The sequence below is a fragment of the Micromonospora sp. CA-240977 genome, assembly GCF_050942285.1.
Lineage (GTDB): Bacteria > Actinomycetota > Actinomycetes > Mycobacteriales > Micromonosporaceae > Micromonospora.
In genome coordinates this window covers 2,527,052-2,553,293 of record NZ_CP192055.1, presented here as the reverse complement: position 1 = coordinate 2,553,293, position 26,242 = coordinate 2,527,052, and the positions used below count along the sequence as shown (strand labels likewise).

The window sequence follows — 26,242 nt, the reverse complement described above, 5'->3', positions numbered from 1 at the left end:
ATCCCTCACGCGTCGACCTGCTGTCCGGACCCGCCGTCGAGCACCACCTCGACCCCGGCCCGCACCGGCCCGGACCCGAGCCGACCGGCCGGGGCGGGATCCGCCGGCACGGGGTGCCCGACCGCCGGCCCGGTGGTCGCGGCCAACTCCTGTTCGAGGTACTCGCAGAGCAGGTGACTGGTCACGAGGTGCAACTCCTGCACGACCTGGGTGTCCGGCGACGCGACGGCCAGCACCTCGTCGCAGGCGTCGGCGAGGGGGTTCGGGGCGACGCCGGTGAGTGCCCAGGTGGTCAGGCCGGCGTCGCGGGCGGCCTGGGCGGCGCTGACCAGGTTCGGGCTGCTGCCGCTGGTGCTGAGCAGCAGCAGGACGTCGCCGGGGCGGCCGTGGGCGCGCACCTGGCGGGCGTACACGTCGGTGTAGCCGTAGTCGTTGGCGATCGCGGTGAGCGCGCTCGTCTCGGCGTGCAACGCGATCGCGGACAGCGGCTGCCGGTCGTGGTGGAGCTTGCCGACCAGCTCGGCGGTGAGGTGCTGGGCCTCGGCGGCGCTGCCGCCGTTGCCGGCCACCAGCAGGCGTCCCCCGGCGGCCAGCCGGTGGGCCAGGTCGGCGCCCCAGCGGGCCAACTGCGACTCACACCGCCGGTACGGCACCAGTGCCGCGGCGAGGTTCGTCAGGTGGGTGTCGAGCAGGCTGCCGCCCGGCATCAGGCCACCACCCGGGCCGGTCGGCGGACGGCGGCGACCTCGCTGTAGACCTCGACCAGCCGCTCGGCGGTGGCCGCCCACGAGTACCGGGCGCGGGCCCGCTCACGCGCCGCCGTGGCGTACGCGAACCGCCTGATCCGGTCGTCGAGCAACCCCTGGATGGCGGCGGCCAGCGCCTGCGGGTCCCGGGCCGGCACGAGGTCACCGGTCGTCCCGTCGACAACGGTGTCCCGGATGCCGCCGACGGCGGTGCCGACGACCGGCACCCCACAGGCCATCGCCTCCAGTGGGGTCAGCCCGAACGGCTCGTACCAGGGTGCGGCGACAAGCAGGTCCGCCGAGCGGTACCAGCGGCCCATCTCCTCCCGGGGTACCGCGCCGACCAGGTGCACCCGGTCGGCCACCCCGCAGGTCTCGGCCAGCGCCCGCAGCCGCCGGGCGTACGGGTCGGTCTCCAGCAGCCCCTCGGGCGGGCCGCCCACCACCACGCACTCCGCGTCACCGACCAGGGCCATCGCCCGGACCACGGTCTGGAAGCCCTTGCGTTCGACAAGCCGCCCCACGGTGAGGATCCGGGCGCGTCCCGGCGCACGCTCGGCGGCCGGCCCGAGCGGGGCGAACGTGGCGAGGTTGACTCCGGAGGGCACCACTGTCATCCGGGACCGGGGCACGCCCATCCGGACCAGTTCGCCCACCTCGTCGCGGCACTGCGCGACGATCCGGTCCACCGAGCGGCCCAACTCGCGCTCGTAGGACACCCGACGGGCCGGACTGGTGTCCTGCACGCCCTGGTAGCGGCGCTTCACGGTGCCCAGCGCGTGGTACGTCTGCACCACCGGCACCCCGGTCTGCCGACCGGCGGTCAACGCCGCCAGGCCACTCATCCAGAAGTGCGCGTGGATCACCTCGGGCACCCAGTCCCCGCCCCGCCACCGCTCGATCAGCCAGCTGCTGAACTCGCGCATGTGCGGCAGCAGCGCGTCCTTGGCCACCGGCTCGGCCGGGCCGGCCGGCACGTGCACCACGTCGTACCCGTCCGGGCTGCGGACTGTCACCGGCAGGTCGAGCGCGTCCCGGCGGGTGTAGACCCGCACGTCGTGCCCGGCGGCGGCGAGCGCGGCGGACAGCTCCGCGACGTGCGTGTTCTGGCCGCCGGCGTCCTCCCCTCCGAGGACGGCGAGCGGGCTGGCGTGCTCCGAGATCATCGCGATCCGCATACTTCCTCCTCCAGCAGCCGGTCCCAGTCAGCGAGGAAACGGTCGAGGCCGTACCTGTCCCGCGCGGCGGCGCGCGCCGCCGTGCCGGCCTGGCGCGCGGTCGCCGGTTCGGCGATGAACCGGCGGGCGGCGTCGAGCAGGGTGTCGGTCCGGGTGGCGAGGGCGCCCGCCTCGGGCGGCACCGCGGTCACCGCCTCGGTGGTGGCGAGCGCGACGACCGGCATACCGATCGCCATCGCCTCGATGAGGCTGAGCCCGAGCGAGGTCCACCGGCACAGGTGCAGGTACGCGCGCCGCCGGGCCAGTTCGGCGTGCATCCGGTCCTGGGGCACGTCGTCGTGGCTGATGAGCCGGTCGGCGGGCAGCCCGAGGTGGTCGGCCAGGCCGGCGACGCCCATCCCGAACACGTCCAGCGGGGCGATCTCGGCAAACCGGGGCAGCAGGTCGGTGCCGGTGACCCGACCCCGCCGGACCGGCTCGTTGATCACCACGGCGAGCCTGTCGAGTTCACCGGTGTAGGAGACGGCGGGGGCGACGATGCCGTGGTCGACCACTGTGGTGCGGGTGGCCCCGGTGTCCCAGAAGATCTGGTTGAACCCTGTGACGTGGGCGATGAGCAGGTCGTCGCGGTCGGCCATCGGGTGCCGGGTGTTCGGCACGTCGCCCTTCGGGGTGTTGTGTTCGACGTAGACGGCGGGAAGGTCGCGACCCGGGCGGCGGCGCAGCCACGCCTCGGCCCGGTCGATCTCCTCCGGCCGTTGCAGGATGACCACGTCGACGTCGGCGTCCGGCAGGTCGTCCGGGGCGACCTCGACGGCGCTGTCCGGCCAGGGGTAGGTGCGGGCCCGGCCGAGGCCGTAGGGGCCGCGGTCGGGTGTGGTGGGGATCAGGTAGCGGTGGCTGCCGTGCACGAACGACGTGGTCCAGGAACCGTGCACGTGCCAGAGCAGGATGTTCATCGCCGGCCACCACCGCTGACGGTGAGGGTCCGCAGCGCGTCGACCACCTCGTCCGGGTGGATGCCGCGCAGGCAGGGATGCCCGGGGACCGGGCAGTCGGTCGCGCGGGTGTCCCGGCAGGGTGCGGCGGCGTCGCCGAGCCGGACGGTGGGCACCCGGTAGGGCCCCCACTGACCGAACGGGACGGTCGGCGCGAAGAGACTCACCACCGGCACGCCGGCCGCGGCGGCCAGGTGCGCGGGACCGGTGTTGCCGACCACTATCGCGCTGGCGTCCGCCATGATCCCGGCCAGTCCGGCCAGGTCGGTTCGGCCACCCAGATCGGTGCCGCCGGCCGCCGCCACGCGGGCGGTGACCGCCCGCTCGTCCGGGCCGCCGGTGACAAGCACCCGGTGCCCGGCGGCGGTCAGTGCCCCGGCGATCCGGGTCGCCACCTCGGGCGGGCAGGCCCGGCTGGACGCGGCCGAGCCGGGGTGCAGCACCACGTACCCCGGGTCGCCGAGATCGGCCGGGCGCGGCGGCACGGCATCGCGGCGCAGCCGGAGCACTGGTTCGTCGCCGTCGGGCAGCCGGTGGCCGGCGGCGGCGGCGAGCGAGAGGGCACGTTCGGGTTCGGGAACGCCCACCGGCACCCGGTGCCGGATGTCCAGCAGCGAACCCGGGTAGTCGTCGCTGATCGCCGCGATCCGGCCGATCCCCGCCATCCGCAGCAGCAGCGCCAGCGGCAGCGCGGACTGGTGGAACGAGGTGAACACCACCGCCTGGTCCGCGCCGACCGCGCCCAGCCGCGCGGTGAGGCTCCGCAGGGCCGCCGGGTCGACCGGCCCCGGCATCGGGTCGATCCAGGGCAGCGGGTGCTCGATGATCTCGTCGACGCCGGGCAGCAGGTCGGCGGCGGCCCGACCGCGTGGCCCACACAGCAGCACCACCCGCTGCGCCCCGGCCGCGACGGCGCGGATCGCCGGCCCGGTCACCAGCACGTCCCCCGCCGAATCCGACCGGACCACCAACGCAGTCCGCACCGGTCCCCCGGGCCGGGTCGCGGGCTGCACGGCCTGTTGCCGGCGCAGGATCTCGTCCACCGCCGCCGGCAGATCGGTGGCCACCCAACCGGCGGCGGCGATCTCCTCCGGCCGGGTCACCGGGGTGGGCACGAGCACTCCCGCCGCCCCCGCGGCCAGCGCGGCGGCGACGTCCCGGCCGATGTCGCCCACCAGCACGCACCGGGACGGGGTCGTGCCCAGCTCGCGGGCGGCGGCGTGCACCAACCCGGGCGCCGGCTTGCGGCAGTCGCAGCCGTCGGCGTCGTCGTGCGGACAGACCAGCCAGGCGTCGAACCGGCCCAGCAGCTCCTCGACGCGGGCGTGCACGGCCCGCATCTGCGTCCCGGTGAAATAGCCCCGGGCCAGGCCCGACTGGTTCGTCACGACCGCCAGTCGCAGCCCGGCCGCCCGCAACCGGTCCAGCGCCGCCCGCGCCCCCGGCACCGGCCGCACCTTCTCCGGGTCGCCGTTGTACGGCACGTCCTCGATCAGGGTGCCGTCGCGGTCCAGCAACACCGCGTCGTACAGGACGGGTCGGGGGCTCCCGGCGCGTCGGGACCCGGCCGAACCGGCGCGGTCAGCAGCGGCGTAAACCGGGGCTGACCTGCGCTGATACGGATCCTCCTGGTCCTGTCGCACAGCCGGCGGGTTCCCTGCGCCCGAAGGAGTAAACGTCGTCGGTCGAGGGGTGGGCCAGCGCCGGAAACGGCGCCCCGCGTCGGCCTTACCCGCCGTCCGGGAGAAGCTAACCCGTCGGTCGTTAGCCCGCGCCCCGGCGAGGGTATGGAAGCCCAGTGGCGATTGTGGAGAAAGTGATCGACGCGTCCCCGCAGCAGGTGTTCGACGTGCTCGCCGACGGGTGGACGTACAGCGACTGGGTGGTGGGCACGGCGCACGTGCGTGACGTGGACGACGCCTGGCCCCGGGTGGGCAGTCAACTGCACCACCGCGCCGGGCCGTGGCCGTTCTCCCTGCAGGACGCCTCGACGGTGCTGGCCTGTGATCCGCCGCACCGGCTCGTGCTCAAGGCCGGCCTCTGGCCGGCCGGCGAGGCGACCGTGGCCTTCACCCTGCAACCGGTCGGCGAGGGCGCCACCCGGGTCCGAATCGGGGAGGACTTCGCCGCCGGCCCGCTGCGCTGGGTCCACAACAAGGTCAACGATCTGGTGTTGCACCGGCGTAACCGGGAGACGCTGGCCCGACTCTCCGACATCGCCACCCGGCAGAAGGGCCCGCGGTGACGCCGACGGTGGTGGTGACCGGAGCGAGCGCCGGCGTCGGCCGGGCCGTCGCCCACGCGTACGCGGCCCGGGGCGCCCGGCTGGCGTTGCTGGCCCGGGGCGAGGCGGGGCTGGCCGCCGCCGAGCGGGAGTGCCGAGAGCGCGGCGCCGCCGACGTCCGCGCGTACCGGGTCGACGTGGCCGACGCCGGAGCGGTGCAGCAGGCCGCCGACGACGTGGTGCACCGGTGGGGCGGCATCGACGTGTGGATCAACAGCGCCATGGTGTCGGTGTTCGCGCCGGCCTGGGAGATCCCGGCGCGGGAGTTCCGCCGGGTCACCGAGGTGACCTACCTGGGCACTGTGCACGGCACCCTGGCGGCGCTGCGGCACATGCGGGCGCACGCGCGGGGCACGATCGTGCAGGTGGGTTCCGCGTTGGCCTACCGGGGGATCCCGTTGCAGTCGGCGTACTGCGCGAGCAAGCACGCCATCCAGGGGTTCAACGACTCGCTGCGCGCCGAGCTGCTGCACGACTGCCCGGGGGTGAAGCTGTCGATGGTGCAGTTGCCCGCGATCAACACGCCGCAGTTCTCCTGGGTTCGCACCCGGCTGCCCCGGCATCCGCAGCCGGTGCCACCGATCTTCACGCCGGAGTTGGCCGCCCGGGCGATCGTGTGGGCCGCCGACCGTGGCACCCGGGAGCTGAACGTGGGCGGCCCGACGTGGCAGGCCCGGCTGGCCGACATCCTCATTCCCGGCCTGCTCGACCGGAAGCTGGCCCGCGTCGGCTACGACAGCCAGCAGACCGGCGACGAGATCGATCCGCGCACCTGGCGGGACAATCTCGACCACCCCGGCGACGAGGAGACGGACCGGGGCACGGCGGGCGTGTTCCACGAACAGGCCCGGAACCGGTCGGCGGCGCTCTGGGTCGGCACCCACAAGCCGGTGTTGTCCGGTGTCGCGCTCGCCGCGGCGGCGCTCGCCCTCACCGCCGTGACCCGTCGTCGTCGGTGACCGCTGGTCGGCGGCACCGACGCCGTCGCGGGCGTCGATCGCTCGCCCCGGCCGCCGGCACGCACCGCTCGCCACCAGCGGGATCGATGCCCGCGCCCGGCGTGGCACCGCATCCGCAACGCCCGGAAGGGGTGCCTCTTCAACCCGAATGTGACAACTGGATACCCTTTCCGGGAGCCCCTGTCCGCAAACCGAGGATGTCCGCATGATCGAGCCTGTGCAGCTACCGTCGCCGTGGCGGGACGCACGCCTGACCGTCGTCGTGCCCACCTACAACGAGGCGGGCAACCTGCCCACCCTGGTGGAGCGGCTGCTCGCCCTGCCACTGCCCGGGCTGCGCATCCTCGTCGCCGACGACAACTCCCCCGACGGCACCGGTGACGTGGCCGACAAGCTGGCCATCGAGCATCCGGACCGGGTGGAGGTCGTGCACCGGGCCGGCAAGGAGGGCCTCGGCCGGGCGTACGTCGACGGGATGACGCGGGCCATCGAGGGCGGCGCCGAGTACGTGGCGCAGATGGACGCGGACCTGTCGCACCCGCCGGAGGCGCTGCCGGGGATGCTGGGCGCGCTGCTGTCCACCCAGGCGAGCGTGGTGATCGGTTCCCGCTACGTGCCCGGTGGGGAGCTGGACGAGAACTGGCCGCTGTACCGGCGGGCCCTCAGCGGCTGGGCGAACCTCTACGTGCACACCCTGTTGCGGGTGCGCATCCGGGACCTGACCGCCGGCTTCAAGATCTGGCGGGCCGACGCGCTGCGCGACATCGGCCTGGACCGCGTGCAGTCCAACGGCTACAGCTTCCAGGTGGAGATGCACTACCTCGCCACCAAGTTGGGACACACCATTCTGGAGGTGCCGATCCGCTTCGAGGAGCGGCAGGAAGGCCTCTCCAAGATGACCACCGCGACCAAGGTGGAGAGCGCCCTGATGCCGTTCCGCCTCCGCAGCAAACACCGCAACATCACCCGCTAACCCCCAACCCCACCCCACCTCTCCCCGCCTCGCCTCGCCCCGTTGATCATGGGGTTGGCGGGGCGATTGGAGATCAACAGGCCCGCTAACCCCATGATCAATCCGGGGCGGGGCCGGGGACGGTGGGGCGGGTGGGGTGGGGTGTTAGGTGGGGTAGATCGTTCGGTGGGCGGTGGCGATGGCCGCGGCGTAGGCGCGGCCGGTGAGGGCGCGGTCGCGGGCCAACGCCGCGCGGGCCGCGTTCGCCCCGGGCGCGCCGTGCACCCCGCCGCCGGGATGCGCCGACGAGCTGGCCAGGAAGAGCCGGTCCACCGGGGTGTCCGCCCGGCCCAGGCCGGGGATCGGGCGCAGGAACAGCTGCTGGTACGCGGCGGCGGTGCCGCCGCCCAACGCGCCTCCGACCAGGCTCGGGTTGTCCCGCTCCAGGTCGGCGGGCCCCGCCACGTGTCGGCCGACGACCAGGCGCCGGAAACCCGGCGCCGCCGCCTCCAGCGCGTCCTCCACCCGCTGCACGTGCCCGGCGATGTCCTCGGCGCGCCAGTCCCGACGGAACGGCAGGTGGGTGTACGCCCAGAGCGACTCGGTGCCCGGCGGGGAGTGGCGGGGTTCGGCCACCGACATCTGCCCGACCAGCAGGAACGGGTCGCGGGGCAGCTCGCCGCGGGCCAGCTCACCCGCGTAGTGGGTCAACCCGTTGAGGTCCGCGCCGAGGTGCACAGTGCCGGCGCCGGCCAGCTCCCGGTTGGTCCAGGGCACCGGCGCGGAGAGGGCCCAGTCCACCTTCAGCGTCGAGCCGTCCCACCGGAAGTGCGCCAGATCCTCCACCAGCCGCGACGGCAGGGCCGCCGCACCGACGAGGTCGAGGAACAACGCCGGCGCGGGCACGTCGGCGAGCACGGCCCGGCCGGCCCGCCACAGCGTGCCGCCCTCGGTGCGTACCCCCATCGCCCGGCCGCGGGCGGTGAGCACCCGGTCGACGCGGGCGCCGTAGAGGATCGAACCGCCGCGCTCCTGTAGCCGGGCCACCAGCGCGTTGGTGATCTGCTGCGCGCCGCCCTCGGGCACCGGCCAGCCGACCTGTTGGCCGAGCATGGCCAGCAGCCAGCCGTACACCCCGGAGCCGGCCTCCTCCGGAGACAGGTCGGTGTGCAGGGCGCAGCCGGCCAGCAGGGCCGGCCCGCCCGCGCCGTCGAAGAGTTCGTCGCCCAACTTGCGGACCGGCACCACCAGGCGTCGCGCCAGTCGCAACGCGCCGGCGACGCGCAGTCGACGCAGCAGACCGAGCCCGCCGCGGACCGGTGGGAACGGCGTGGTGATCGCCGACAGCATCGGCTCGGCCACCTCGAGCCAGTCGGTGTAGGCGTTGAGCCAGCGCTTGCCGTCGCCCGGGGCGAACTGCTCCAGTGAGGCGGCGGTGACGTCCGGGTCCCGGTTGATCACCGCGGCCCGACCGTCCGGCAGCAGGTGCGCCAGCACGTCCGGCGCGTGCCGCCAGGACAGGCCGTGCCGACCCAGGTCGAGTCCGCGCAGCACCGGCGAGGCGTACCCCAGCGGGTAGAACGAGCTGTAGAGGTCGCTCAGGTAGCCGGGCGCTGTCACCTCGGCGGAGCGGATCGCGCCGCCGGGCACCGCTGTCGCCTCCAGCACCACCACCTCCCAGCCGGCGTCCGCCAGCAGGTTGGCCGCGACCAGGCCGTTGTGACCGGCCCCGACGACGACGGCGTCCGCGCTCTGCGCGGCGGTGCTTGTCATCCGATCCGCCTACCCGGCACGCAACCGGGCGAAACGCGTTTGCCCTGCCGGGGCCGGGGCATGCAGCGCCGCATGTACACGGTTGCGCAGTTGGTGGGTGGGGTGTGGGGCGCCGGCGGTGACGGCGGTGAGCTGGTGGTGTGTGACCCGGCGGACGGCTCGCCGGTCAGCACGGTGCCGGTGGCCACCGCCGACGAGGTCGGCAAGGCGACGCAGGCGGCCCGCAACGTGGCCGCCCAGTGGGCGGCGACCGCGCCGGCCGAGCGGGCCGCGGCGCTGCACCGGGCCGCGGACGCGGTGGCGGAGGTCGTCGGGGAGCTGTCGGCGGCGGTGACCGCCGAGATGGGCAAACCGTTGGCGGACGCCCGCGGTGGCGTCGAGGCGGGCATCGGCACCCTGCGACAGTACGCGGAGCTGGCACCGCTGCGCGGCGGGCGGACGCTGAACGGCGCACCGGACGCGCTGGACTTCCTGTCCCCGCAGCCGCGCGGTGTGGTGGCCGCGCTCACGCCCTGGAACGACCCGGTGGCGGTCTCCTGCGGGCTGCTCGGCGCCGCCCTGGTGACCGGCAACGTGGTGCTCTACAAGCCGAGCGAACGGACCCCCGCGACGGGGTGGCTGCTGGCCCGGGCACTGGATGAGGCATTGCCGGCCGGGGTGTTGTCGCTGCTCACCGGCGGCCCGGAGGTCGGCGCGGCGCTGGCCGCCCAGGAGGTCGACGTGGTGGCGCACGTGGGATCCACGGCGACCGGGCGGGCGATCGCCGCCGCCGCGGCCCGCACCGGCGCGAAGGTGCTGCTGGAGAACGGGGGCAGCGACCCGTTGGTCGTCGACGCGGGCGTGGATCCGGAGTGGGCGGCCGATCAGGCCGCGCTCGGCGCGTTCGCCAACGCGGGGCAGATCTGCGTGGCGGTGGAGCGGATCTACGTGCACCGGGAGGTGGCCGAGGACTTCGTGGCCGCGCTGGTGCGGCGGGCCGCTGCCCTACGGGTCGGGCCGGGCCGGGACCGGGACACCGAGCTGGGCCCGCTCGTCGACCGGCGGCACCGGGACCAGGTGCACGGGCAGGTCGCGGCGGCGGTGGCGGCCGGCGCCCGGGTGCGGGTCGGCGGCGAGGTGCCGGACGGGCCGGGGGCGTTCTACCCGGCCACGGTGATCTCCGACTGCCGGCACGACATGCCGGTGGTACGGGAGGAGACGTTCGGGCCGGTCGCCCCGGTGGTGGTCGTCGACTCGTTCGACGAGGCGCTGCGCTGCGCCGCGGACTCCCCGTACGGGTTGGCCGCCACAGTGCTGACCACGTCGATGAGTCACGCCCAGCGGGCCTGGCGGGAGTTGCCGGTGGGCACCGTGAAAATCAACGCGGTGTTCGGCGGCGCGCCGGGTGGCGCCGCGCATCCGCGACGGGCCAGTGGGCAGGGCTTCGGTTACGGCCCGGAGTTGCTTGACGAGTTCACCGCCACGAAGGCGGTGCACATCGAGGCCCCGGGCGGCGGGCACTGGTGAACGGTACGGGCGGACGCAGGGGTGGCGCGTCCGCCCGTACCGTGTCCGTGGTTTCCGCCCGCGATGCCGGTCAGTCGCCGCGAGCCTTGCGGGTGGCCCGGTCGTTGGCCTTCTCGATCGCCTTGACCAGGTCCGGTTTGGTCATGCTGGACCGGCCGGGAACGTCGAGCTTGCGGGCCACCGACAGGAGATGGTCCTTGCTGGCGTTGGCGTCGACGCCACCGGCGGTGGGGGCTCGCCGTTCCGGCCCGCCGCCGGCGGCCTGCTGATCACTCGGGCCCTTGCGGCCCTTCGGCTCCCAGTGGTCGCCCACCTTCTCGAACTGGTGCTTCACCGCGGCGAAGGCGGTACGGTGCGACCGCTCCCCCTCGCCGTAGGTCTCCACCGCCGAGTCGTGCGTCTTCTCCCAGGTGCGCTGCGCCTTCTCCGGGGAGCGTCGCAGCGTGCTGGGCAAATCCTCGCGCCCGGGCATCTCGTCCTCCTCCGTGTCGACACTGTCGCCCTGACCGTTCCCCGGCGACGCGGCGGCAAACCCTACGCGCGACCGGCACGACGCCGGCCGAGTTTCTCGATTTCCCGATCCGGGTATCGGTGGCCAGGCCCGACCGGATCTCCGGTCATACCGGTGGCCGGGGCGCAGGGAGCGGCATGACGACCACGGAGCCCGGTACGACGCGCGAGGGCGCGCACGACACGACAGTTCCCCTCCGGATGCGGCAGCTGAGCTGGCGAACCTGGCGTGGGGTGCTGGTTCGCAGCGGGCAGAACTTCGTCAACGACAACTGCTCCGACTGGGCGGCGGCGCTCACCTACTACGGGGTCCTGGCGCTCTTTCCGTCCGCCATCGTGGTGGTGGCCCTTGTCGGTCTGGTCTCCAGTGGCGAGCGGACCGTCGACACCGTCGTCGACCTGGCCCGGCAGGTGGGCGCCGGCTCGGTGCTTACCGACGACGAGGACGGCGTGATCGGGGTGATCCGCGCCGTGGTGCTCCAGCAGAGCAACCCGAAGTTGCTGCTGAGCTTCGGTCTGCTCGGTGCGCTGTGGTCCGCGTCGGGTTTCATCGGCGCGTTCACCCGCGCCTCCAACGCCATCTACGGGGTGACCGAGGGCCGGTCCGTCTGGAAGCTGCGCCCGTTGCAGATCGGCCTGGCCGCCGTGACGCTGGTGCTGCTCGCGGTGGTCGCCCTCGCGCTGATCGTCAGCGGCCCGGTCACCGACGCGGTCGGCGATCTGATCAACGCCGGTGGCCTGGCCCGCACGGTGTGGAGCGTGGCGAAGTGGCCGGTGCTCGCCATGGTCATGATGGTGCTGCTGTCGCTGCTGTTCTGGATCGCGCCGAACGTGCGCCAACCCCGCTTCCGCTGGCTCACCCCCGGCGGCGCGGTGGCCCTGGTCTCCTGGACGGCGGTCTCCTTCGGCTTCGGCTTCTACGTGGCCACCTTCGCCTCGTACAAGACGACCTACGGCAGTCTGGGCGCGGCGATCGCGTTCCTGGTCTGGCTCTACCTGTCCAACTCGGCGCTGATGCTGGGAGTGCAGATCAACGCCGAGGTGCAGCGCGGGCGGCAGTTGCAGGCCGGGGACCCCGACCCGGACGATCCGGTGCTGCCGCCCCGCAAGCCCGCCGGTGACTGAGCCTCCGGTTTCCGGCCGGTCGTCCGGTTCGGAGTCGGACCATGGGCCCGTTCGTGGCCGGGTGCCGGTTTAGCGGGCAGGGTGCCGGGTAGCGCAGAAGGCATGGAGCGTGGCAACAGCAAGCACGGACCGAGGATCGACGAACAGATGAGTCAGGAGGTCAGCGGCCTCGTGCAGGGGCCGGGGACCGGGGGTTCTCGGGTCGAGGAGTCGCGGGTGCCGGAGCCGGCGGGCGAGGACCAGCCGGAGACGACCACCGCCCCGGCCGGCGACCTGCGTACCGGCACCCCACAGGGGATGAGTTCCACGGACGTCGAGCAGCGCAGCCGGCTCGGCCGGTTCATCTCGATGAGCGCGCTGCCGGGTGACCGCCTGGTGCTCATCGCCAGCGCCCGCGAGAACGAGGCGCCGGACGACATCGTGGCGGCGCTGGAACGGCTGCCCGAGGGCACCGTCTACCAGACGGTCTCCGAGGTGTGGGCCGCTCTCGGCAACAAGAACGAGACAACTCGCTGGTGACGGGTCGCCCCCCGATCCGATGACCACCAGCGGCTGAAGGAGGTTCCCAGATGAGTGGCGTTACCGAACATGTGGACGTTTCCGTGCCCGTACGCACCGCGTACGACCAGTGGACGCAGTTCGAGCAGTTCCCCGAGTTCATGGAGGGCGTGTCCGAGGTCCGGCAGCTCTCCGACACGATGACCCACTGGACCGTGGACATCGCCGGCGTGAAGCGCGAGTTCGACGCCGAGATCACCGAACAGCTTCCCGACGAGCGGGTCGCCTGGCGTTCGACCGACGGCACCCAGCAGGCCGGCGTGGTGACCTTCCACCGGCTCGACGCGGACAAGACGCGGGTCACCCTCCAGCTCGAGTTCGAGCCGCACGGTGTGGTCGAGCAGGCCGGCGACAAGCTCGGCATCGTCGACCGGCGCGCCAAGGGCGACCTGGAGCGGTTCAAGACCTACATCGAGCGGCGCGGTCAGGAGACCGGCGCGTGGCGTGGCTCGGTGGACCGTCCGCAGCCGTGACCCCCGCGCAGTGACACCGGTGGCCGCCAGATTCCTGGCGGCCACCGCCGTGTCGAGCCTTTCGCCGGGCGCCGTTTGCGATCATCGCGCCCGGGTACCGGTCAGGACATGACCGACGACAACATCAGGGTGTGGCGGGACGAGGAACGGCTTCCGCTGGAGGAGTTGGAGCAGGCCGTGGCCGGCTCCAGCATCGACGGGCAGGCCGACGACGTGACAGGCAACGACGCGGGCGAGGAGGGGACGTTCGGCCACGGTCCGGCAGCTGACGACAGTGCGGGCCAGGCCCAGGGCAACAGCCGGGAGGACACCGACCCGCAGCGCCGTTACCGCCCCTCCACCACCGGCCGGACCGGACCGGACGTCTGAGCCTCCCCGGCGGGTTGGGCGGGCACCGGCTGCCCGTTGGGCCGGTCGGTCGAGCGACGGGCGCCCCACTCGTGGAGCGCGACCAACGCCAGCGCGAGCACCACCAGAGCCGAGCCCAGCACCTCCACCGACGTGTTGCCGATCAGCACACCGAGCCCGGCCGGAACGAGCGCCGCGCCGATGCCGGCGGCGCCGATCTGCAACCCGATGGCCCGGTCCGCGTGGGCCGCGCCGACTCGTTCGGCGGTGGTGAGGGTGAGCAGCGGGAACACCGGCGCGGCGGCGAACCCCACCACGACCAGGCCGAGCACCGCCAGCGCGGCCGGCCCGGGGACGGCGACCAGTCCCGCGCCCACCGCCATTCCGACGAGGCTGACGCGCAGCACCAGCGTCGCCCCCAGGCGTTCGGCCACCACGCCCTGCACGACCCGCCCGACGAAGAGGCTCCCCCAGTACGCGGAGACGCAGCCGCCGGCCACCGCCGCGCTCAGGCCCCGACCGTCGGTCAGCAGCAGGAACGCCCACAGGCCGGCGGACACCTCGATGGCGACGTACAGGACGAAGGCGAGCGTCCCGGACCACACCGCCGGCAACCGCAGGGTCGCCCGGATCGGCACCCGGACGGCCGGCGCGGTCGCGGCCCCGGTGGTGGCCGGGCCGCCGCGGCGCCAGGCCCGCACGGTGAGCGCGAACGCGGTGGCGAGGGCGAGCTGGGCGGCGGCCACGATGCCGTAACCCCAGCGCCAGCTCAGTCCGGCGCTCAGCGCCCCGGTCATGATCAGCGGGCCGATCGCCACGCCCAGGCCGAAGAAGGCATGCATCCAGTTCATGTGGCGCGGCCCGAAGGCCCCGGCGGCGTACGCGTTGAGCCCGGAGTCGACAGCGCCGGAGCCGAGCCCCAGCAGCAGCGCACAGCCGACAAGCACGGCGAGCACCGGGCTCAGGGCATAGCCGGTCAGTGCCAGGCTGGCCAGCAGGGTGCTGCCGGCGAGCAGCGCGCCCACACCGATGCGGGCCAGCGTGAACCCGGCCAGCACGCTGGAGGTCAGATAGCCGACGGTGCCCGCGGTGAGCACCAGGCCGACCGCCTCGGTCGGTACGCCGAAGTCGCTGCGGATCGAGGGCCAGCCGACACCGAGCAGGCCGTCGGGCAGGCCGAGGCTGACGAACGCGAGGTAGGCCAGCAGGAGCAGGGCGGCGCGGGGACGTGCGGGGGCGGTGGACACGGGACACCATCCTGCCGCAGGGGCACCCTAGTGCCGTCAGCGCCCGACTGCGCGACGCGCAAAGAAGTCGTGTCCGGACGGTCGAGAAAACGGACAGCTCATCCAGAATCGGCCGATCGGAGGACGGCAAACGGGCCGACTCGCGTAAGAATTTCGGGATGCATCAAGGCTCCGGAATCCTCTCGACGCGTCAGCGCCGGCTCGCCTGGCTCGGCTTCCTGCTCGCCGCCCTCCAGGCACCCGTGTCCGCCCGGCTGGTCGCCGACGACTCGTGGCTGTTCAGCCTCTGCGTCGCCCTGATGGTGGCGACCGTGATCATCGCCGATGACGCGGCGCGGCGGCGCCCGGCCGACGCGACAAGCGACTAACCCGCGCTGCCCGGCCGGGCTTCGTGCCCCGGTCGGCCGCGGCTACGACGGCGTTCCTTCATCTCCGCCTCGTAGAGGTGGCGTCGTCCGCCCACCAACTCGTCACGGGCCTGCTTGTCCAACTCCCGGAACAGCGCGTGGTAGCCGTCGTCGAAGTCCTCGACGATCTGGAACGTCCACCGCCCGGCGATGACGTTGCGGCCCAGCAACTCCGTGTCGATCCGGTCGGCGAGCCGCGCGTGCCCGGCGGCGCGGAGTTGCTCGACCGCGTCGCCGAGGATGAGGTCGGCGTGCCCGATCAACTGGTGCACCGAGTAGAGGTGCCCCCGGGCCCGCTCCACGCACTCCAGCGCCTCGCTGAGTCTGCCGAGCGCGGCGACCGTCTCGTCGCTCACCTCGGGCGGTCGCCGGTGCTGCTCGTCCGGTCCGTCCGACTGCTGTCCCATCGCCTGCCTCCGTGCCGTGAAACGCCTCTGGTCCTCCTCCTGCCCCGTCTGTGCCGGATCAACCCCCACGGTCAGCCCGGAACGCGCAATGGCGCAGCCGACATCCGCCGAGCGGCCGACGGCAACGCCGTCACCTGTCGGTTAGCCTCGGTCACCATGCGTGTGCCGTTCAACCGGGTCGCCACCCGTACCGCCGTCGACTCGGCGCGGTCCACCCTGGCCGCTCTCACCGTCTCCCTCGGCACCGTCGGGCTCGCGGCCGCCGCCGCGCGACCGGGGCTGCTGGCCCTCGTCGACCAGCACGCGGCCGCCGTGCGGGACAGCCTCGACGGTGACCGCCAGCCGCTGACCGCCGCGACCCTCGCCGGCTACGCCGAGGGGGTCCGCGCCGCGGCGCTGGAGCACGGGTGGGCGCCGCCGGACGCGCCGGTGGACTGGAGCCACCCGGAGTGGCTGCCGACCCGACTGCTCGCGGTCTGCGCGCTGGCCCGCTCGCTCGACGGGGTCTGACCGGCGCGGGGAGGGCGCCCCGCGTACGCGGAACACCCTCCCCACCTGCCGTGCCGTCTCGCTACGAACGGTATTGCGGAGCCTGCTCGTCCACCCGAGGCATCGCCTGGGTGCGGTCGCCCCCGCGGTCGGCCATCTGCCGCTCCACGTCGCTCCGCCCGGCCGCGTTGGCCTGACGCTGCTGCTGCACCGCCCGAGCTTCCCGGGCGGCCCGTTCCAGCCAGCCGTCCCAGCGGTTCTGCATCGGCTTCACGAGACCACCGCCGACACCGACGATCAGGATGCCGGCCACAGTGGCGAGCACCGCGATCAGCACCGGAGTCGTCACCGTGGTGGCGATACCCACCTGGTTCAGCGCGGCGATCACGCCGAGCGCGATGATGAAGATCGCCGTGAGGTCGGCCAGGACCTTGCCGTACGACAGCCCGCCCAGCGCCCCGGTGACCAGATCCCGGACGGCGTTGGCGATCGCGGCCGCCACCACCACGATGACGATCGCGATGAACGCCCGCGGCAGCCAGGACACCACGCCGCTGATCAGGTCACTGATCGCGTTGGGCCCCCAGACTCCGAACGCGAACTGCAGCGTGAACAGCAGTACGGCGTAGTACGCCAGTCTGGCCAGAATGTCGGAGGCGTCGTACTTCGTTCTCTCCAGGGCCCGTTTGATACCGCCACGTTCGACCGCTTGGTCGAAGTGCACCCGTTCCAGCACCGTATCCACGATCTTGAGGACGGCTCTGGCGATGAGCCAGCCGACCACCAGGATGACGATGAAGGCCACTGCCTTCGGGATGAAGAGCAGCACCGACCTCCAGGTGTCGGCGATGGCATCGCCGATGTCGGCCTGCCGGACCGCGAGGGTTTTCAGCATGATGTCCCTCCTGTCGCATGGACTGCGCCGGGCGCATACCCGGCTACCGGTCCGGCAGTCCGCGCAACGCGCGGCGTTTTTCCCGACCGGCCGACGGTCAGGGGTCCTGAACTGCCCAAACGGGCAGCCCGACGATGGCGGCGACGCCCCGCCGCCATGATCGGATGCCTTTTCCGACGGGCCGACTAGGCTGCGGACATGCCAGGAACGGTCGGGCGAGTCCCCACGCCAGCTACTCCGGTCCCGGGTGCGTCCACCGGCACCGGTGCGGCCGCTGCCGTGCTCGCCCACGACTGGGCCGGCACCCCGCTGGGCCCACCCGACAGCTGGGACGTGGCGGTCCGGGCCGTGATCGAGCTGATCCTCGCCTCGCCGATGCCGATGGCCCTGGCGTACGGCGACGACCTCGTCCTGCTCTACAACGCCGCCTACGCCGAACTGCTGGGCGCGAAACACCCGAGCGCCCTCGGCCGCCCGGCAGCCGAGGTGTTCGCCGAGATCTGGGCGCTGCCCGGCGTCGGCCAGGTGTTCGAGCGCACCTACCGGCAGGGCGTGCCGTTCCTGGAGAAGGAGTCCACCCTGCCGCTGGTGCGGGGGCACTCCGCGACGGTGGAGCAGGCGGTCTTCACCAGGGGCTACTCGCCGGTGCGGGACAGCACCGGGAAGATCGTCGGCACGTTGACTGTCGCGGCCGAGACCACGCACGTCACCGAGCAGTTGCAGAGCCTCAGCGAGGTGGCCGCCGCGCTCGCGGGCACGCTCACCCTCGACGACGTGGCCCGGGTGGCGCTGCGGTACGCGATCACCACGTTCGACCCGGACCAGGCCTCGTTCGCTGTCGACGAGGGCGGCGGCGGTTGGCGCATGGTGCGCCGGGTCCGCGGCGAGTTGCTGGACGAGGCCGACGAGCGGCTTCCTCCGCTCTGGCGGCGCGCTCCGGCGGGCTGGTCGGCCCCGGTGGTGCAGGCGGCCCGCTCCGCCGGCCCGTTCTTCGTCCGCGACGGGGACCCGTTGCGGGAGGTCGCGGTGGACCGCCACGACCAGAAGGTCCGCTCGATGGCGGCCCTTCCCCTGGGCACCTCCGTCGTGCGCGGCGGGCTGGCGGTCGGCTACCAGGTGCCGCACACCTGGTCGCCCGCCGAGCGGGCGCTGCTGGCCGCGTCGGTGGAGCTGATCGGCCAGGCCGCGGAGCGGGCCCGCCGGTTCGAGACCCAGCACGGCACTGCCCAGTTGTTGCAACGCAGCATGTTGCCGGAGCACCTGCCGGACCTGCCCCGGCTGCGGGTGGCGGCCCGCTACGACCCGGGGGTGGACGGCAACGCCGCCGGCGGTGACTTCTACGACGCGTTCCTGCTGCCCGGCGGCGCGCTCGGCGTGGTGCTGGGCGATGTCGCGGGTCACGACGTGCAGGCCGCCGCGCGGATGGGTCAGGTTCGGGCCGCGCTGCGCGCTCTGGCACTTGCCGATCCCGCCCCCGACGCGGTGCTGGCCGGGTTGGACCGGCTGGTCACCAGCCTGGGCGCGGAGGCCAGCACCCACGAGCTCTTCGTCACAGTGGCGTTCGGGGTCATCGACGCGGAGCGGGGGGAGCTGACCCTGGCCAGCGCCGGTCACCCCGCGCCGCTGATCCGCCGCAGCGACCCGGAGGGCCGCTGCTATGCGGAGTACGTCGACGTGCCGGCCGGTCCCCCGCTGGGTCTGGGCGGTCGGCCACCCACCACCACTGTCGCGTTCCGCCCCGGCGACACCCTGCTGCTGTTCAGCGACGGGGTGGTGGAGCGTCGTCGGCAGAGCCTCACCGCCGGGCTGGCCACCCTCGGCGACGCCGTCGCGAAGGCCGGCAGTGGCGACCCCCGCGCCCTCTGCGCCGTGGCCACCGCGGCGGTGCCCGGCAGCACCGAGGACGACGTGGCAGTGCTGGCCGTCGAGCACGCGCTCAAGCCGAGCCGCTCGGCGGGCATGGAGGTGCCCGCGGAGCCGACAGCGCCCAGCCGGGTGCGGCACTGGATGACCGGCCAGCTCACCGAGTGGCAGGTGGCCGAGTCGGTGATCGGGGCGGCCGTGCTGTGCACAAGCGAACTGACCACCAACGCGTTGCTGCACGCCGGCACCGCCGCCCGGGTGGAGATCGACCTCAGCCCCGAGCGTCTCCTGGTCTCGGTCGCCGACTCCGGCACCCGGGGCACCGTGACCCGGACCCGCACCGACACGTTGAGCAGTCGTGGGCGTGGCCTCGGCCTGATCGAGGAGCTCAGCGACGCCTGGGGCACCGACCCGTCGGTCCGCGGCTCCACTGTCTGGTTCGAGATTCTCACGCCACCGACCGCGCATCCCTGAGCCGTCCGACGGGTAGGAGGACGCCCATGCGTACCGACCAGCCCGCCGGAGTTCTCTTCGACGTCGATGGCACCCTGGTGGACACCACCTACCTGCACACGGTGAGTTGGTGGGAGGCGTTGCGCCAGACCGACCAGCCGGTGCCGATGGCGGTGGTGCACCGCTCGATCGGGATGGGTTCGGACAAGCTCCTCGACCACCTACTCGGCCCCGAGCGGGACCGGGACGCCGACGAGAAGTTGCGCGACGCGCACGACACCCTGTACGCCGAGTACTGGGAACGCCTCACCCCGCTGCCCCGGGCCGCCGACCTGCTGCGCGCCTGCGCCGAGCGGGGCCTGCGGGTGGTGCTCGCCACCTCCGCCTCGGAGCCCGAGGTGGGCGCGCTGCGCCGGGCGCTGGCCGCCGACGACGTGATCGACACGGTCACCTCGTCGGCGGACGCCCAGCAGAGCAAGCCCGCCCCGGACATCCTGGTCGCCGCGCTGGAGCAGTCCGGGTTGGCCGCCGAGCGGGTGGTCTTCGTCGGCGACTCGGTGTGGGACGTCGTGGCGGCCGGCAAGCTGAGCATCCCGTGCGTCGGATTGACGTGTGGCGGCACCAGCCGTGGCGAGCTCGCCGGCGCCGGCGCGGTGGCGGTGTACGACGACCCGGCCGCGCTGCTCGACGAACTGGCGGATTCGCCGCTGGCCCGGCCGAGGTGAGGCTCACTCCGGTTCACCCGCGCGTACGCGCATAGCCGGAGCCCTTGCGGGGCAAGGTCTGTCACCACCTGCCCGCGCCGCGCGGGTGCGGGCGAAGGGTGGTGCCGTGGAGCCGGTAGACGTGGCGTTCGCGCTTGTGGGCCTGGGCGCTCTGCTCGCGGGCATCCTGCCCCGGGTGCTGGAGCGGCGTCCGCTGTCCATGCCGATCGCCTTCCTCGCCCTCGGCATGCTGGTGTTCCTGCTGCCGGTCGGGCTGCCGACCCCCGACCCGCTGGCCCACCCGGAGCTGACCACCCACCTCACCGAGATCGGTGTGATCGTCGCGCTGATGGGCGCCGGCCTCAAGATCGACCGACCGTTGAGTTGGCGGCGGTGGTCGTCCACCTGGCGGCTGCTGGCGATCGCCATGCCGCTGTGCATCGCGGCGGTGGCCCTGCTCGGCTGGTGGTGGGCGGGCCTGGTGCCGGCCGCCGCCCTGTTGTTGGGCGCCGCGCTGGCCCCGACCGATCCGGTGCTCGCCGCCGACGTGCAGGTCGGCGAGCCGACGGACGTGGAGGACTCCGAGGACGAGGTCCGCTTCGCGTTGACCTCGGAAGCCGGCCTCAACGACGGGCTGGCGTTCCCGTTCGTCTACGCCGCCATCGCCATCGCCTCGACCAGCCTCGCCCCGAGCGAATGGATGGCCGAGTGGTTCACGGTGGACGTGCTCTGGAAGGTGGGCGTCGGGGTCGGCGGTGGGTTGCTGATCGGCTGGCTGCTCGGCAAGCTGTTCTTCCGCGCGCCCAGTGAGCTGCGGCTGGCCCGACACGCCGAGGGTTTCCTGGCGCTGGCCGCCACGTTCCTGGCGTACGGGCTGGTGGAGGTGGTCGGCGGGTACGGCTTCCTGGCGGTGTTCGTGGCCGCGCGGGCCATCCGGGCCGCCGAACGGACCCACGAGTTCCACTCGGTGCTGCACGACTTCGCCGAGCAGGTGGAACGGCTGCTCACCCTGGTGCTGTTGCTGCTGCTCGGCGGCGCGATCGTGGGTGGACTGCTGGCCCCGCTGACCTGGCCGGCGGCCGCCGTCGGGTTGGCGCTGGTGTTCCTGGTCCGGCCGCTGGTCGGGTGGTTGTCGCTGCGGGGCGCGCCGGGACGACCCGCCGAGCACTGGGTGATCTCGTTGTTCGGCATCCGCGGTGTCGGCTCCTTCTACTACCTCGCGTACGCCACCACGAAGGCGGACTTCCCGCAGGCCGAGCTGCTGTGGGCGACCGTCGGGCTGGTGGTGCTCGTGTCCGTGGTGGCGCACGGCATCACGGCGACCCCCGTCATGCAGCTGCTCGACCGGGAGGGCGAGCGGACCTCCGACCCGGCCGAGCGGGATGCCGACGCCCGGCCGGTCGCCGCGGCGGGCCACGCGTGACCGCACCGGCCACTGCGCCCGCTCCCGCCTGAGCCGGCACGGGTCAGGTCAGGCGGGCGGCGATGGCGCGTCCCAGGTCCCGGCCGGAGCGCCAGGCGCTCTGCACCCGGGGCTTGCCGAACGCGTCGCCGGCCAGGCCGATCCCGTCGGCGTCGAGGTGGTACGTGTCGGCGGCGGCGGAGCTTGTCGGCTTGGCGTAGGTCCAGCGGTGTACGTGCACGTCGACGGCCTGCTCGGGCAGTCCCAGCAGGTCCCGAACGGCCTGCTCGATGGCCGGCCCGGCCGCGGTGGGCTGGGCGAGGTGCCCGGCGGCGAACTCCGGCTGGGTGTGCGCGACGAGCACCGGCGCGCCGTCGCCGCGTCGGTCGCCGTCGTCGCAGACGAGAGCGAGGACCGGGTGGTCGTTGACGAACGCGCCCCGGAAGTCCGGCCAGCGTCGGGGCGGGAACCGCAGCACCGCGGCCAGTGTCGGCGACCAGCGCTGCGCCTGCACGACCTGGGTGGCGGCGGTCAGGGCCGGGTCGAGGAGCAGGGCGGCCTGCGGGCCCGGCATGGCCAGCGCGACGGCCGCGCACGACTCGCCGTCCACTGTCGGCCCGGGCTCCACGCCGAGCACCAGCCGGTCGACGGTCACCGACACCTCGGCGGCCAGGTGTTCGACGAGGGAGCGCAGCCCGCGCGGTGCGGCGAAGCGCATCGGCCCGGGCACGTCGTGGCGGCCGGTGCGGTCGTAGGCCTGGAAGGTGTCGGTCCATTCCCGGACCAGCCCGGCGGCGCGCCACTGCTCGACAACGGCGGCGAAGTCCGGGTCGCTGGCGGTGAAGTACGCGGCGCCGATGTCCGCGGGCCGGCCCTCGAAGCGTTTGCTGGCCATCCGGCCGCCACAGACGTGCCCGCGTTCCCGGACCTGCACCGGCACCCCGGCCCGGGTCAGCTCGACCGCACAGGCCAGCCCGGCGATGCCCGCCCCGACCACCACCACGCGTGAAGGATCCACACTCATTCGGTGATCGTAGGTGGCGGCCGGCGGACAGGTATGAACGAGTGGGATCAGGGGTACTGGCACACCTGTTCGAAGAGAGGATGATGACGATGACGGACCGCAGCAATCAGCAGGGTGACCAGCGCGCCGCGATCAAGGACCCGGACGAGTGGGTCACCGGCGACGAACCGCCCACCGCCGCGCAGGAGTCCTACCTGAGCACGCTGGCCCGGGAGGCCGACACGGAGCTTCCCGCGGACCTGACGAAGGCCGAGGCGTCCAAGCGCATCGACGAGCTCCAGGCCGAGACGGGCCGAGGCCAGTAACCCGCTGGAGGGGTCCGTGGTCGGCACCGTTGCCGACGGTCAGTCGCGGGTCAGGCGGTGCAGCGTCACCTCGGTCAGGCGGCCGCTGTCGATCGTGGCGCTGAGGTAGGTGGCGTGCGGTTGGGAGCGTCGGTCGGTGGGCGAGCCGGGGTTGATCAGTCGCAGCCCGCCGGGCGCCTCGGTGTCCCAGGGTATGTGCGAGTGCCCGAAGACCAGCACGTCGACATCGGGAAACCGGGCGGCACACCGCTTCTCGCGACCGGTTCGTGGTCCGGTCTCGTGCACCACGGCGACGCGCAGGCCGTCGAGTTCGACCCGGGCCACCTCCGGCAGTCGGGCGCGCAGCGCCGGCCCGTCGTTGTTGCCGTACACCCCGACCAGTCGCCGCGACCGCGCGGTCATCGCGTCGAGCAACGCCTCGTCCACCCAGTCGCCGGCGTGCACCACCACGTCCGCCTCCTCGATCGCCGCCCAGAGCGCCCCGGGCAGATCGCGGGCCCGCTTGGGCAGGTGGGTGTCCGCCGTGAGTACCAGCCGCATCCCGGCATTCTCCCCCGCGCCCCGGCCGCCCACCCGGGGACGCGGGTGGACGGCCGGATCGCGCCGACCCCGGGGGCACGGGCACGACGTCGGTCAGGCACCGGTCAGGGCAGGGTCCACCGTTGGGCGCCGGTGCCGTTGCAGGTCCAGATCCGCAGTTGCCGACCGTCGGTGAGGTCGGAGTTGGGGATGTCCAGACAACGGCCGGACTGCGGGTTGCGCAGGCTGCCGTCCGGTTGTGCGGCCCACTGCTGGGCCCCGCTGCCGTTGCAGTCGTAGAGCTGCACGAGCGTGCCGTCGGTGGTGCCGCTCGCCTTCACGTCCAGGCACTTGGCGAGTCCGCGTACCGTGCCGTCGCCGGGCAGGGTCCAGCGTTGCGCGGCGGTGCCGTTGCAGGTCCAGGTCTGCACCGCTGTGCCGTTGGCGGTCTGGCTGGAGGCGATGTCCGCGCACTTGCCGAGGGCCTTGACCTCGCCGGTGCGGGCCCCACCGGTGCCGACGCCCGGGCCGGTGAAGGTGTAGCTGTCCACGTCCAGCAGCGCGCCGCTGCCGCCGGTGAAGACCAGGTACAGGTCGTGGGTGCCGTCGTCGGGCCTGGTCACCGTGGCGCTCAGCTCGGTGTAGTTGTCCCAGCCGCCGGTGTTCGGCACCGGGATCCGGGCGACCTCGGTGCCGGTCGGTGAGTCGTACCGGAAGGAGATGGTCCCACCGGGGCCGCCGGAGGAGACGCGCGCGCGGACGCCGGTGATGCCCTTGAGGCTCACGGCGTGGTGCCGGACGTTCTCGCCGCTCTGGATGTCACCGAGCCGCTTGCCGCCCTCGGCCGCCGCCTGGTCGATCACCTTGGGCCCGTTGAGTTGGACGAGGTGCTCGGCCTGCCACTGTTTCGGGAAGAGAATGATCTCCTTCTCCCCGGTCAGGCCGGCCGAGCCGGTCGCGCCGCGATCGGTGTAGCTGCCGCGCAGGACGAAGAACAGCACCGAGTCGGGGCCGGCGTGCACCGGGCCGGTGTTGAAGGTCGCGCCGCAGCCGGTCCCCTCCCCCTCCTCGTGGGCGTGCTCCTGGTGTCCGAGCGCGGCCCGGACGACCACCGCCGAGCAGGCCGGCGTGCCGTCCTGCGGGTCGGTGGCGGTGGCGCTCACCGTCAGGTCCTGCCCCCAGTCGAAGAGCCCGCCGGCGGGCAGCCCGTTCAGCGTGACCGTCGGCCGGTTGTTGCCGACCACCACCGCCACCAACGTTGTCGCGCTGCGGCCGGTGCCGTCGTTGACGGTGAGTCGGGCGTTGTACGTGCCGTTCGCCGAGTACGTGAAGGAGGGGTTGGCGGCGGTCGAGTCGGTGCTGCCGTTGTCGGTGAAGTCCCAGGCGTACGTCAGCGGGTCACCGTCCGGGTCGGAGCTGCCGGCGCTGGAGAAGGTCACCGCGAGCGGCGCCAGCCCGTTGTCCTTGTTGACGGTGGCCTTGGCCACCGGCGATCGGCCGCCCTGCACGTAGTTGATTTTGTAGAGACCGGCGTCGGCGGCGCCGGAGAAGTAGCCGCTTCCGTATTCGAGCAGGTAGAGCGAGCCGTCCGGGCCGAACTGCCAGTCGATCGGGTGGACGAACCTCATGCCGGCGAGTACCGGCTCGATGACAGTGGGCACGCCGGTGGCCGGGTTGCCGTTGTCGAACTGGACCTCCTTGATCCAGTTCCGGCAGTACTCGGAGATGAGCCACTTGTTGTCGTAGTAGGCCGGCCACTTCACGTCGGAGGCGAGGTTCGGGTCGTAGTGGTAGACCTCGACGTGGTTCGGCGACCCGCACCCACCGGGGTTGTCCAGCGCCGGCCAGTCCTCGCTGCCACCGTGCTGCTCCCAGACCAGCGCCGGTTTCGTCGCCGGCAGCTGCTGGAGGCCGGTGTTGCGGGGTGAGTTGTTGACCGGGCCGGTCGAGCCGCCGCACGGGAACCAGCCGCGCGGCGAGGCGGTGGCGAAGTCCCAGTCGTTGTAGGCGACGTTGGGGCCGCCGCAGTACGGCCAGCCGTAGTTGCCCGGACCGTTGGCCCGGTTGAACTCGTCGTACGCCGCCGGGCCACGGTTGGCGAGGTCGGCGCCGGCGTCCGGGCCGACCTCGCCCCAGTAGAGGGTGTTGTTGGCCTTGCGGTCCACCCAGATCCGGTACGGGTTGCGCACCCCCAGCACGTAGATCTCCGGCCTGGTGCGCGCGGTGCCGGCCGCGAAGAGGTTGCCGGAGGGGACGGTGTAGCTGCCGTCGTTCTCCGGGTGGATCCGGTTGATCTTGCCGCGCAGGTCGTTGGTGTTGCCCGACGTGCGCTGGGCGTCGTACTGCGCGTTGCGGCTGGTCCGCTCGTCGATCGGGGCCATGCCGGCGGAGTCGCCGCCGGAGTTGGTGTTGTCGCCGACGGCGAAGTACAGGTTGCCGGCGGTGTCCCAGCTCATCGAGCCGGCCGAGTGACAGCACAGGTCACGTTCGGTGGGCCACTCGATGAGCAGGTTCTCGCTGCCCGGGTCGAGCAGCGACGTGGACGGGTTGAAGGTGAACCGGCTGATCCGGTTGACCAGCGGGGTGACCTTGGGCGAGTAGAAGAGGTAGACCCAGCGGTTTGTCGCGAAGCCCGGGTGCAGCGTGATGCCGATCAGGCCGTCCTCGAAGCGGGCGTCCAGTGGCAGGGTCAGCGCGACAGTTGTCGACCTCGTCGCCGGGTTGTAGAGACGGACCTGACCGCCGCCGCTGCTGGTGCCCCGGTTGATGAAGAAGACCTTGCCGTCGGGGGCGACGGCCAACTCGATCGGTTCTCCCATGGAGAGCCCGCCGTCGAGGGCGATCTTCTCGAACCCGACGGTGGCGGGCGGCGCCAGGGCCGCGCCGGCCAGGGAGACCGGGACGGGGCGTTCGGCGCGCGCACGCGCGGCGGCCGGTGGGGCGAGGCAGAGGGCGCTGAGGACGGTGAGCAGGGTGGTGGCGGCGACGAGACGTCGACGCGGAGTGCGGGACACGAGACCTCCAGCTGTCCGGGGGATCTCGGTGCCGCTCCCGCCGACTGGAGGAGCACCGCGGTGTCCCGGACATTAACGTCTTTCACTGGAAGGCGATAGAACT

26 protein-coding genes are annotated in these 26,242 nt (G+C 73.2%); 14 read left to right on the top strand and 12 right to left on the bottom strand.

Annotated features, from left to right (window positions below; genetic code table 11):
- Positions 1 to 5 precede the first annotated feature (5 nt).
- The 4 genes from ACQPWW_RS11800 to ACQPWW_RS11785 are packed head-to-tail and all read right to left on the bottom strand — an operon-like array spanning position 6 to position 4,565.
- The gene (locus ACQPWW_RS11800) at positions 6 to 710 is read right to left on the bottom strand and encodes a D-sedoheptulose-7-phosphate isomerase (protein ID WP_433134288.1); all 705 of its coding nucleotides are present in this window, start codon (positions 708 to 710) and stop codon (positions 6 to 8) included.
- Positions 707 to 1,924 (bottom strand): glycosyltransferase, encoded by a 1,218-nt coding sequence (locus tag ACQPWW_RS11795; protein ID WP_433131992.1) that lies wholly within the window; start codon positions 1,922 to 1,924, stop codon positions 707 to 709. Before ACQPWW_RS11795 ends, ACQPWW_RS11800 begins: the two co-directional genes overlap by 4 nt.
- On the bottom strand, positions 1,909 to 2,883 hold the full coding sequence (locus ACQPWW_RS11790) for a glycosyltransferase (protein WP_433131989.1): 975 nt from the start codon (positions 2,881 to 2,883) through the stop codon (positions 1,909 to 1,911). Before ACQPWW_RS11790 ends, ACQPWW_RS11795 begins: the two co-directional genes overlap by 16 nt.
- Positions 2,880 to 4,565, bottom strand: coding sequence for an HAD-IIIA family hydrolase (locus ACQPWW_RS11785; protein WP_433131986.1), 1,686 nt, complete (start codon positions 4,563 to 4,565; stop codon positions 2,880 to 2,882). Before ACQPWW_RS11785 ends, ACQPWW_RS11790 begins: the two co-directional genes overlap by 4 nt.
- Positions 4,566 to 4,720: 155 nt before the next feature.
- Here ACQPWW_RS11785 and ACQPWW_RS11780 point away from each other — a divergent pair, with 155 nt between their 5' ends.
- The 3 genes from ACQPWW_RS11780 to ACQPWW_RS11770 all read left to right on the top strand — a co-directional run bounded on the left by ACQPWW_RS11780 (position 4,721) and on the right by ACQPWW_RS11770 (position 7,138).
- Positions 4,721 to 5,167, top strand: a complete 447-nt coding sequence (locus tag ACQPWW_RS11780) for an SRPBCC family protein (protein WP_433131984.1) — start codon at positions 4,721 to 4,723, stop codon at positions 5,165 to 5,167.
- Positions 5,164 to 6,165, top strand: a complete 1,002-nt coding sequence (locus ACQPWW_RS11775; protein WP_433131982.1) for an SDR family oxidoreductase — start codon at positions 5,164 to 5,166, stop codon at positions 6,163 to 6,165. Before ACQPWW_RS11780 ends, ACQPWW_RS11775 begins: the two co-directional genes overlap by 4 nt.
- Before the next feature lie 205 nt (positions 6,166 to 6,370).
- Positions 6,371 to 7,138 carry a polyprenol monophosphomannose synthase gene (locus ACQPWW_RS11770; protein ID WP_433131980.1) on the top strand — a complete coding sequence of 256 codons (768 nt, stop codon included), beginning with the start codon at positions 6,371 to 6,373 and terminating at the stop codon, positions 7,136 to 7,138.
- 144 nt (positions 7,139 to 7,282) lie between these two features.
- Here the strand turns inward: ACQPWW_RS11770 and ACQPWW_RS11765 are convergent, their stop codons facing one another.
- Positions 7,283 to 8,890 (bottom strand): phytoene desaturase family protein, encoded by a 1,608-nt coding sequence (locus ACQPWW_RS11765; protein ID WP_433131978.1) that lies wholly within the window; start codon positions 8,888 to 8,890, stop codon positions 7,283 to 7,285.
- 72 nt (positions 8,891 to 8,962) lie between these two features.
- Here ACQPWW_RS11765 and ACQPWW_RS11760 point away from each other — a divergent pair, with 72 nt between their 5' ends.
- Positions 8,963 to 10,396, top strand: coding sequence for an aldehyde dehydrogenase family protein (locus tag ACQPWW_RS11760; protein WP_433131976.1), 1,434 nt, complete (start codon positions 8,963 to 8,965; stop codon positions 10,394 to 10,396).
- A 70-nt stretch (positions 10,397 to 10,466) separates the two neighbouring features.
- On the opposite strand, the gene ACQPWW_RS11755 is transcribed toward ACQPWW_RS11760, so the two are convergent.
- Complete coding sequence (locus ACQPWW_RS11755; RefSeq protein ID WP_433131974.1) at positions 10,467 to 10,868, bottom strand: ChaB family protein; 402 nt, start codon at positions 10,866 to 10,868, stop codon at positions 10,467 to 10,469.
- A gap of 176 nt (positions 10,869 to 11,044) precedes the next feature.
- Here ACQPWW_RS11755 and ACQPWW_RS11750 point away from each other — a divergent pair, with 176 nt between their 5' ends.
- The 4 genes from ACQPWW_RS11750 (at position 11,045) to ACQPWW_RS11735 (ending at position 13,431) form a co-directional block, all read left to right on the top strand.
- A complete protein-coding gene (locus ACQPWW_RS11750; RefSeq protein ID WP_433131972.1) occupies positions 11,045 to 12,031 on the top strand; it encodes a YihY/virulence factor BrkB family protein in 987 nt (328 codons plus the stop codon).
- Between the two features lie 102 nt (positions 12,032 to 12,133).
- Positions 12,134 to 12,550: a DUF2795 domain-containing protein gene (locus tag ACQPWW_RS11745; RefSeq protein ID WP_433131970.1), complete on the top strand. Its 417-nt coding sequence runs from the start codon at positions 12,134 to 12,136 to the stop codon at positions 12,548 to 12,550.
- A gap of 50 nt (positions 12,551 to 12,600) precedes the next feature.
- Positions 12,601 to 13,062, top strand: a complete 462-nt coding sequence (locus ACQPWW_RS11740) for an SRPBCC family protein (protein WP_433131967.1) — start codon at positions 12,601 to 12,603, stop codon at positions 13,060 to 13,062.
- A gap of 108 nt (positions 13,063 to 13,170) precedes the next feature.
- A complete protein-coding gene (locus ACQPWW_RS11735; protein WP_433131965.1) occupies positions 13,171 to 13,431 on the top strand; it encodes a hypothetical protein in 261 nt (86 codons plus the stop codon).
- Here ACQPWW_RS11735 and ACQPWW_RS11730 read toward each other — a convergent pair.
- Positions 13,389 to 14,657, bottom strand: coding sequence for an MFS transporter (locus ACQPWW_RS11730; RefSeq protein WP_433131962.1), 1,269 nt, complete (start codon positions 14,655 to 14,657; stop codon positions 13,389 to 13,391). The genes ACQPWW_RS11735 and ACQPWW_RS11730 overlap by 43 nt on opposite strands.
- A gap of 158 nt (positions 14,658 to 14,815) precedes the next feature.
- On the opposite strand from ACQPWW_RS11730, the gene ACQPWW_RS11725 reads away from it, so the two are divergent.
- Positions 14,816 to 15,025 carry a hypothetical protein gene (locus ACQPWW_RS11725; protein WP_357802811.1) on the top strand — a complete coding sequence of 70 codons (210 nt, stop codon included), beginning with the start codon at positions 14,816 to 14,818 and terminating at the stop codon, positions 15,023 to 15,025.
- Here ACQPWW_RS11725 and ACQPWW_RS11720 read toward each other — a convergent pair.
- On the bottom strand, positions 15,022 to 15,471 hold the full coding sequence (locus ACQPWW_RS11720; protein ID WP_433131959.1) for a hypothetical protein: 450 nt from the start codon (positions 15,469 to 15,471) through the stop codon (positions 15,022 to 15,024). The genes ACQPWW_RS11725 and ACQPWW_RS11720 overlap by 4 nt on opposite strands.
- Positions 15,472 to 15,627: 156 nt before the next feature.
- On the opposite strand from ACQPWW_RS11720, the gene ACQPWW_RS11715 reads away from it, so the two are divergent.
- Entirely contained in the window at positions 15,628 to 15,981 is a 354-nt protein-coding gene (locus ACQPWW_RS11715) for a DUF6401 family natural product biosynthesis protein (protein ID WP_433131957.1), read from the top strand.
- 61 nt (positions 15,982 to 16,042) lie between these two features.
- Here the strand turns inward: ACQPWW_RS11715 and ACQPWW_RS11710 are convergent, their stop codons facing one another.
- Complete coding sequence (locus ACQPWW_RS11710) at positions 16,043 to 16,855, bottom strand: mechanosensitive ion channel family protein (RefSeq protein WP_433131955.1); 813 nt, start codon at positions 16,853 to 16,855, stop codon at positions 16,043 to 16,045.
- A 198-nt stretch (positions 16,856 to 17,053) separates the two neighbouring features.
- Here ACQPWW_RS11710 and ACQPWW_RS11705 point away from each other — a divergent pair, with 198 nt between their 5' ends.
- The 3 genes from ACQPWW_RS11705 to ACQPWW_RS11695 all read left to right on the top strand — a co-directional run bounded on the left by ACQPWW_RS11705 (position 17,054) and on the right by ACQPWW_RS11695 (position 21,298).
- Positions 17,054 to 19,192 carry a SpoIIE family protein phosphatase gene (locus ACQPWW_RS11705; RefSeq protein ID WP_433131953.1) on the top strand — a complete coding sequence of 713 codons (2,139 nt, stop codon included), beginning with the start codon at positions 17,054 to 17,056 and terminating at the stop codon, positions 19,190 to 19,192.
- A gap of 26 nt (positions 19,193 to 19,218) precedes the next feature.
- Positions 19,219 to 19,896, top strand: a complete 678-nt coding sequence (locus ACQPWW_RS11700) for an HAD family hydrolase (protein ID WP_433131951.1) — start codon at positions 19,219 to 19,221, stop codon at positions 19,894 to 19,896.
- A gap of 106 nt (positions 19,897 to 20,002) precedes the next feature.
- A complete protein-coding gene (locus ACQPWW_RS11695; RefSeq protein ID WP_433131949.1) occupies positions 20,003 to 21,298 on the top strand; it encodes a cation:proton antiporter in 1,296 nt (431 codons plus the stop codon).
- 43 nt (positions 21,299 to 21,341) lie between these two features.
- Here ACQPWW_RS11695 and ACQPWW_RS11690 read toward each other — a convergent pair whose 3' ends face one another.
- Positions 21,342 to 22,280 carry an NAD(P)/FAD-dependent oxidoreductase gene (locus ACQPWW_RS11690; protein WP_433134286.1) on the bottom strand — a complete coding sequence of 313 codons (939 nt, stop codon included), beginning with the start codon at positions 22,278 to 22,280 and terminating at the stop codon, positions 21,342 to 21,344.
- A gap of 110 nt (positions 22,281 to 22,390) precedes the next feature.
- Between ACQPWW_RS11690 and ACQPWW_RS11685 the strand changes: the two genes are divergently transcribed.
- Positions 22,391 to 22,606 carry a DUF3072 domain-containing protein gene (locus ACQPWW_RS11685; RefSeq protein WP_433131947.1) on the top strand — a complete coding sequence of 72 codons (216 nt, stop codon included), beginning with the start codon at positions 22,391 to 22,393 and terminating at the stop codon, positions 22,604 to 22,606.
- Between the two features lie 39 nt (positions 22,607 to 22,645).
- Here ACQPWW_RS11685 and ACQPWW_RS11680 read toward each other — a convergent pair whose 3' ends face one another.
- Both ACQPWW_RS11680 and ACQPWW_RS11675 read right to left on the bottom strand, forming a co-directional pair.
- Positions 22,646 to 23,146 (bottom strand): metallophosphoesterase family protein, encoded by a 501-nt coding sequence (locus ACQPWW_RS11680; protein WP_433131945.1) that lies wholly within the window; start codon positions 23,144 to 23,146, stop codon positions 22,646 to 22,648.
- 104 nt (positions 23,147 to 23,250) lie between these two features.
- Positions 23,251 to 26,139, bottom strand: a complete 2,889-nt coding sequence (locus ACQPWW_RS11675; protein ID WP_433131943.1) for a ricin-type beta-trefoil lectin domain protein — start codon at positions 26,137 to 26,139, stop codon at positions 23,251 to 23,253.
- Between the last annotated feature and the right edge of the window lie 103 nt (positions 26,140 to 26,242).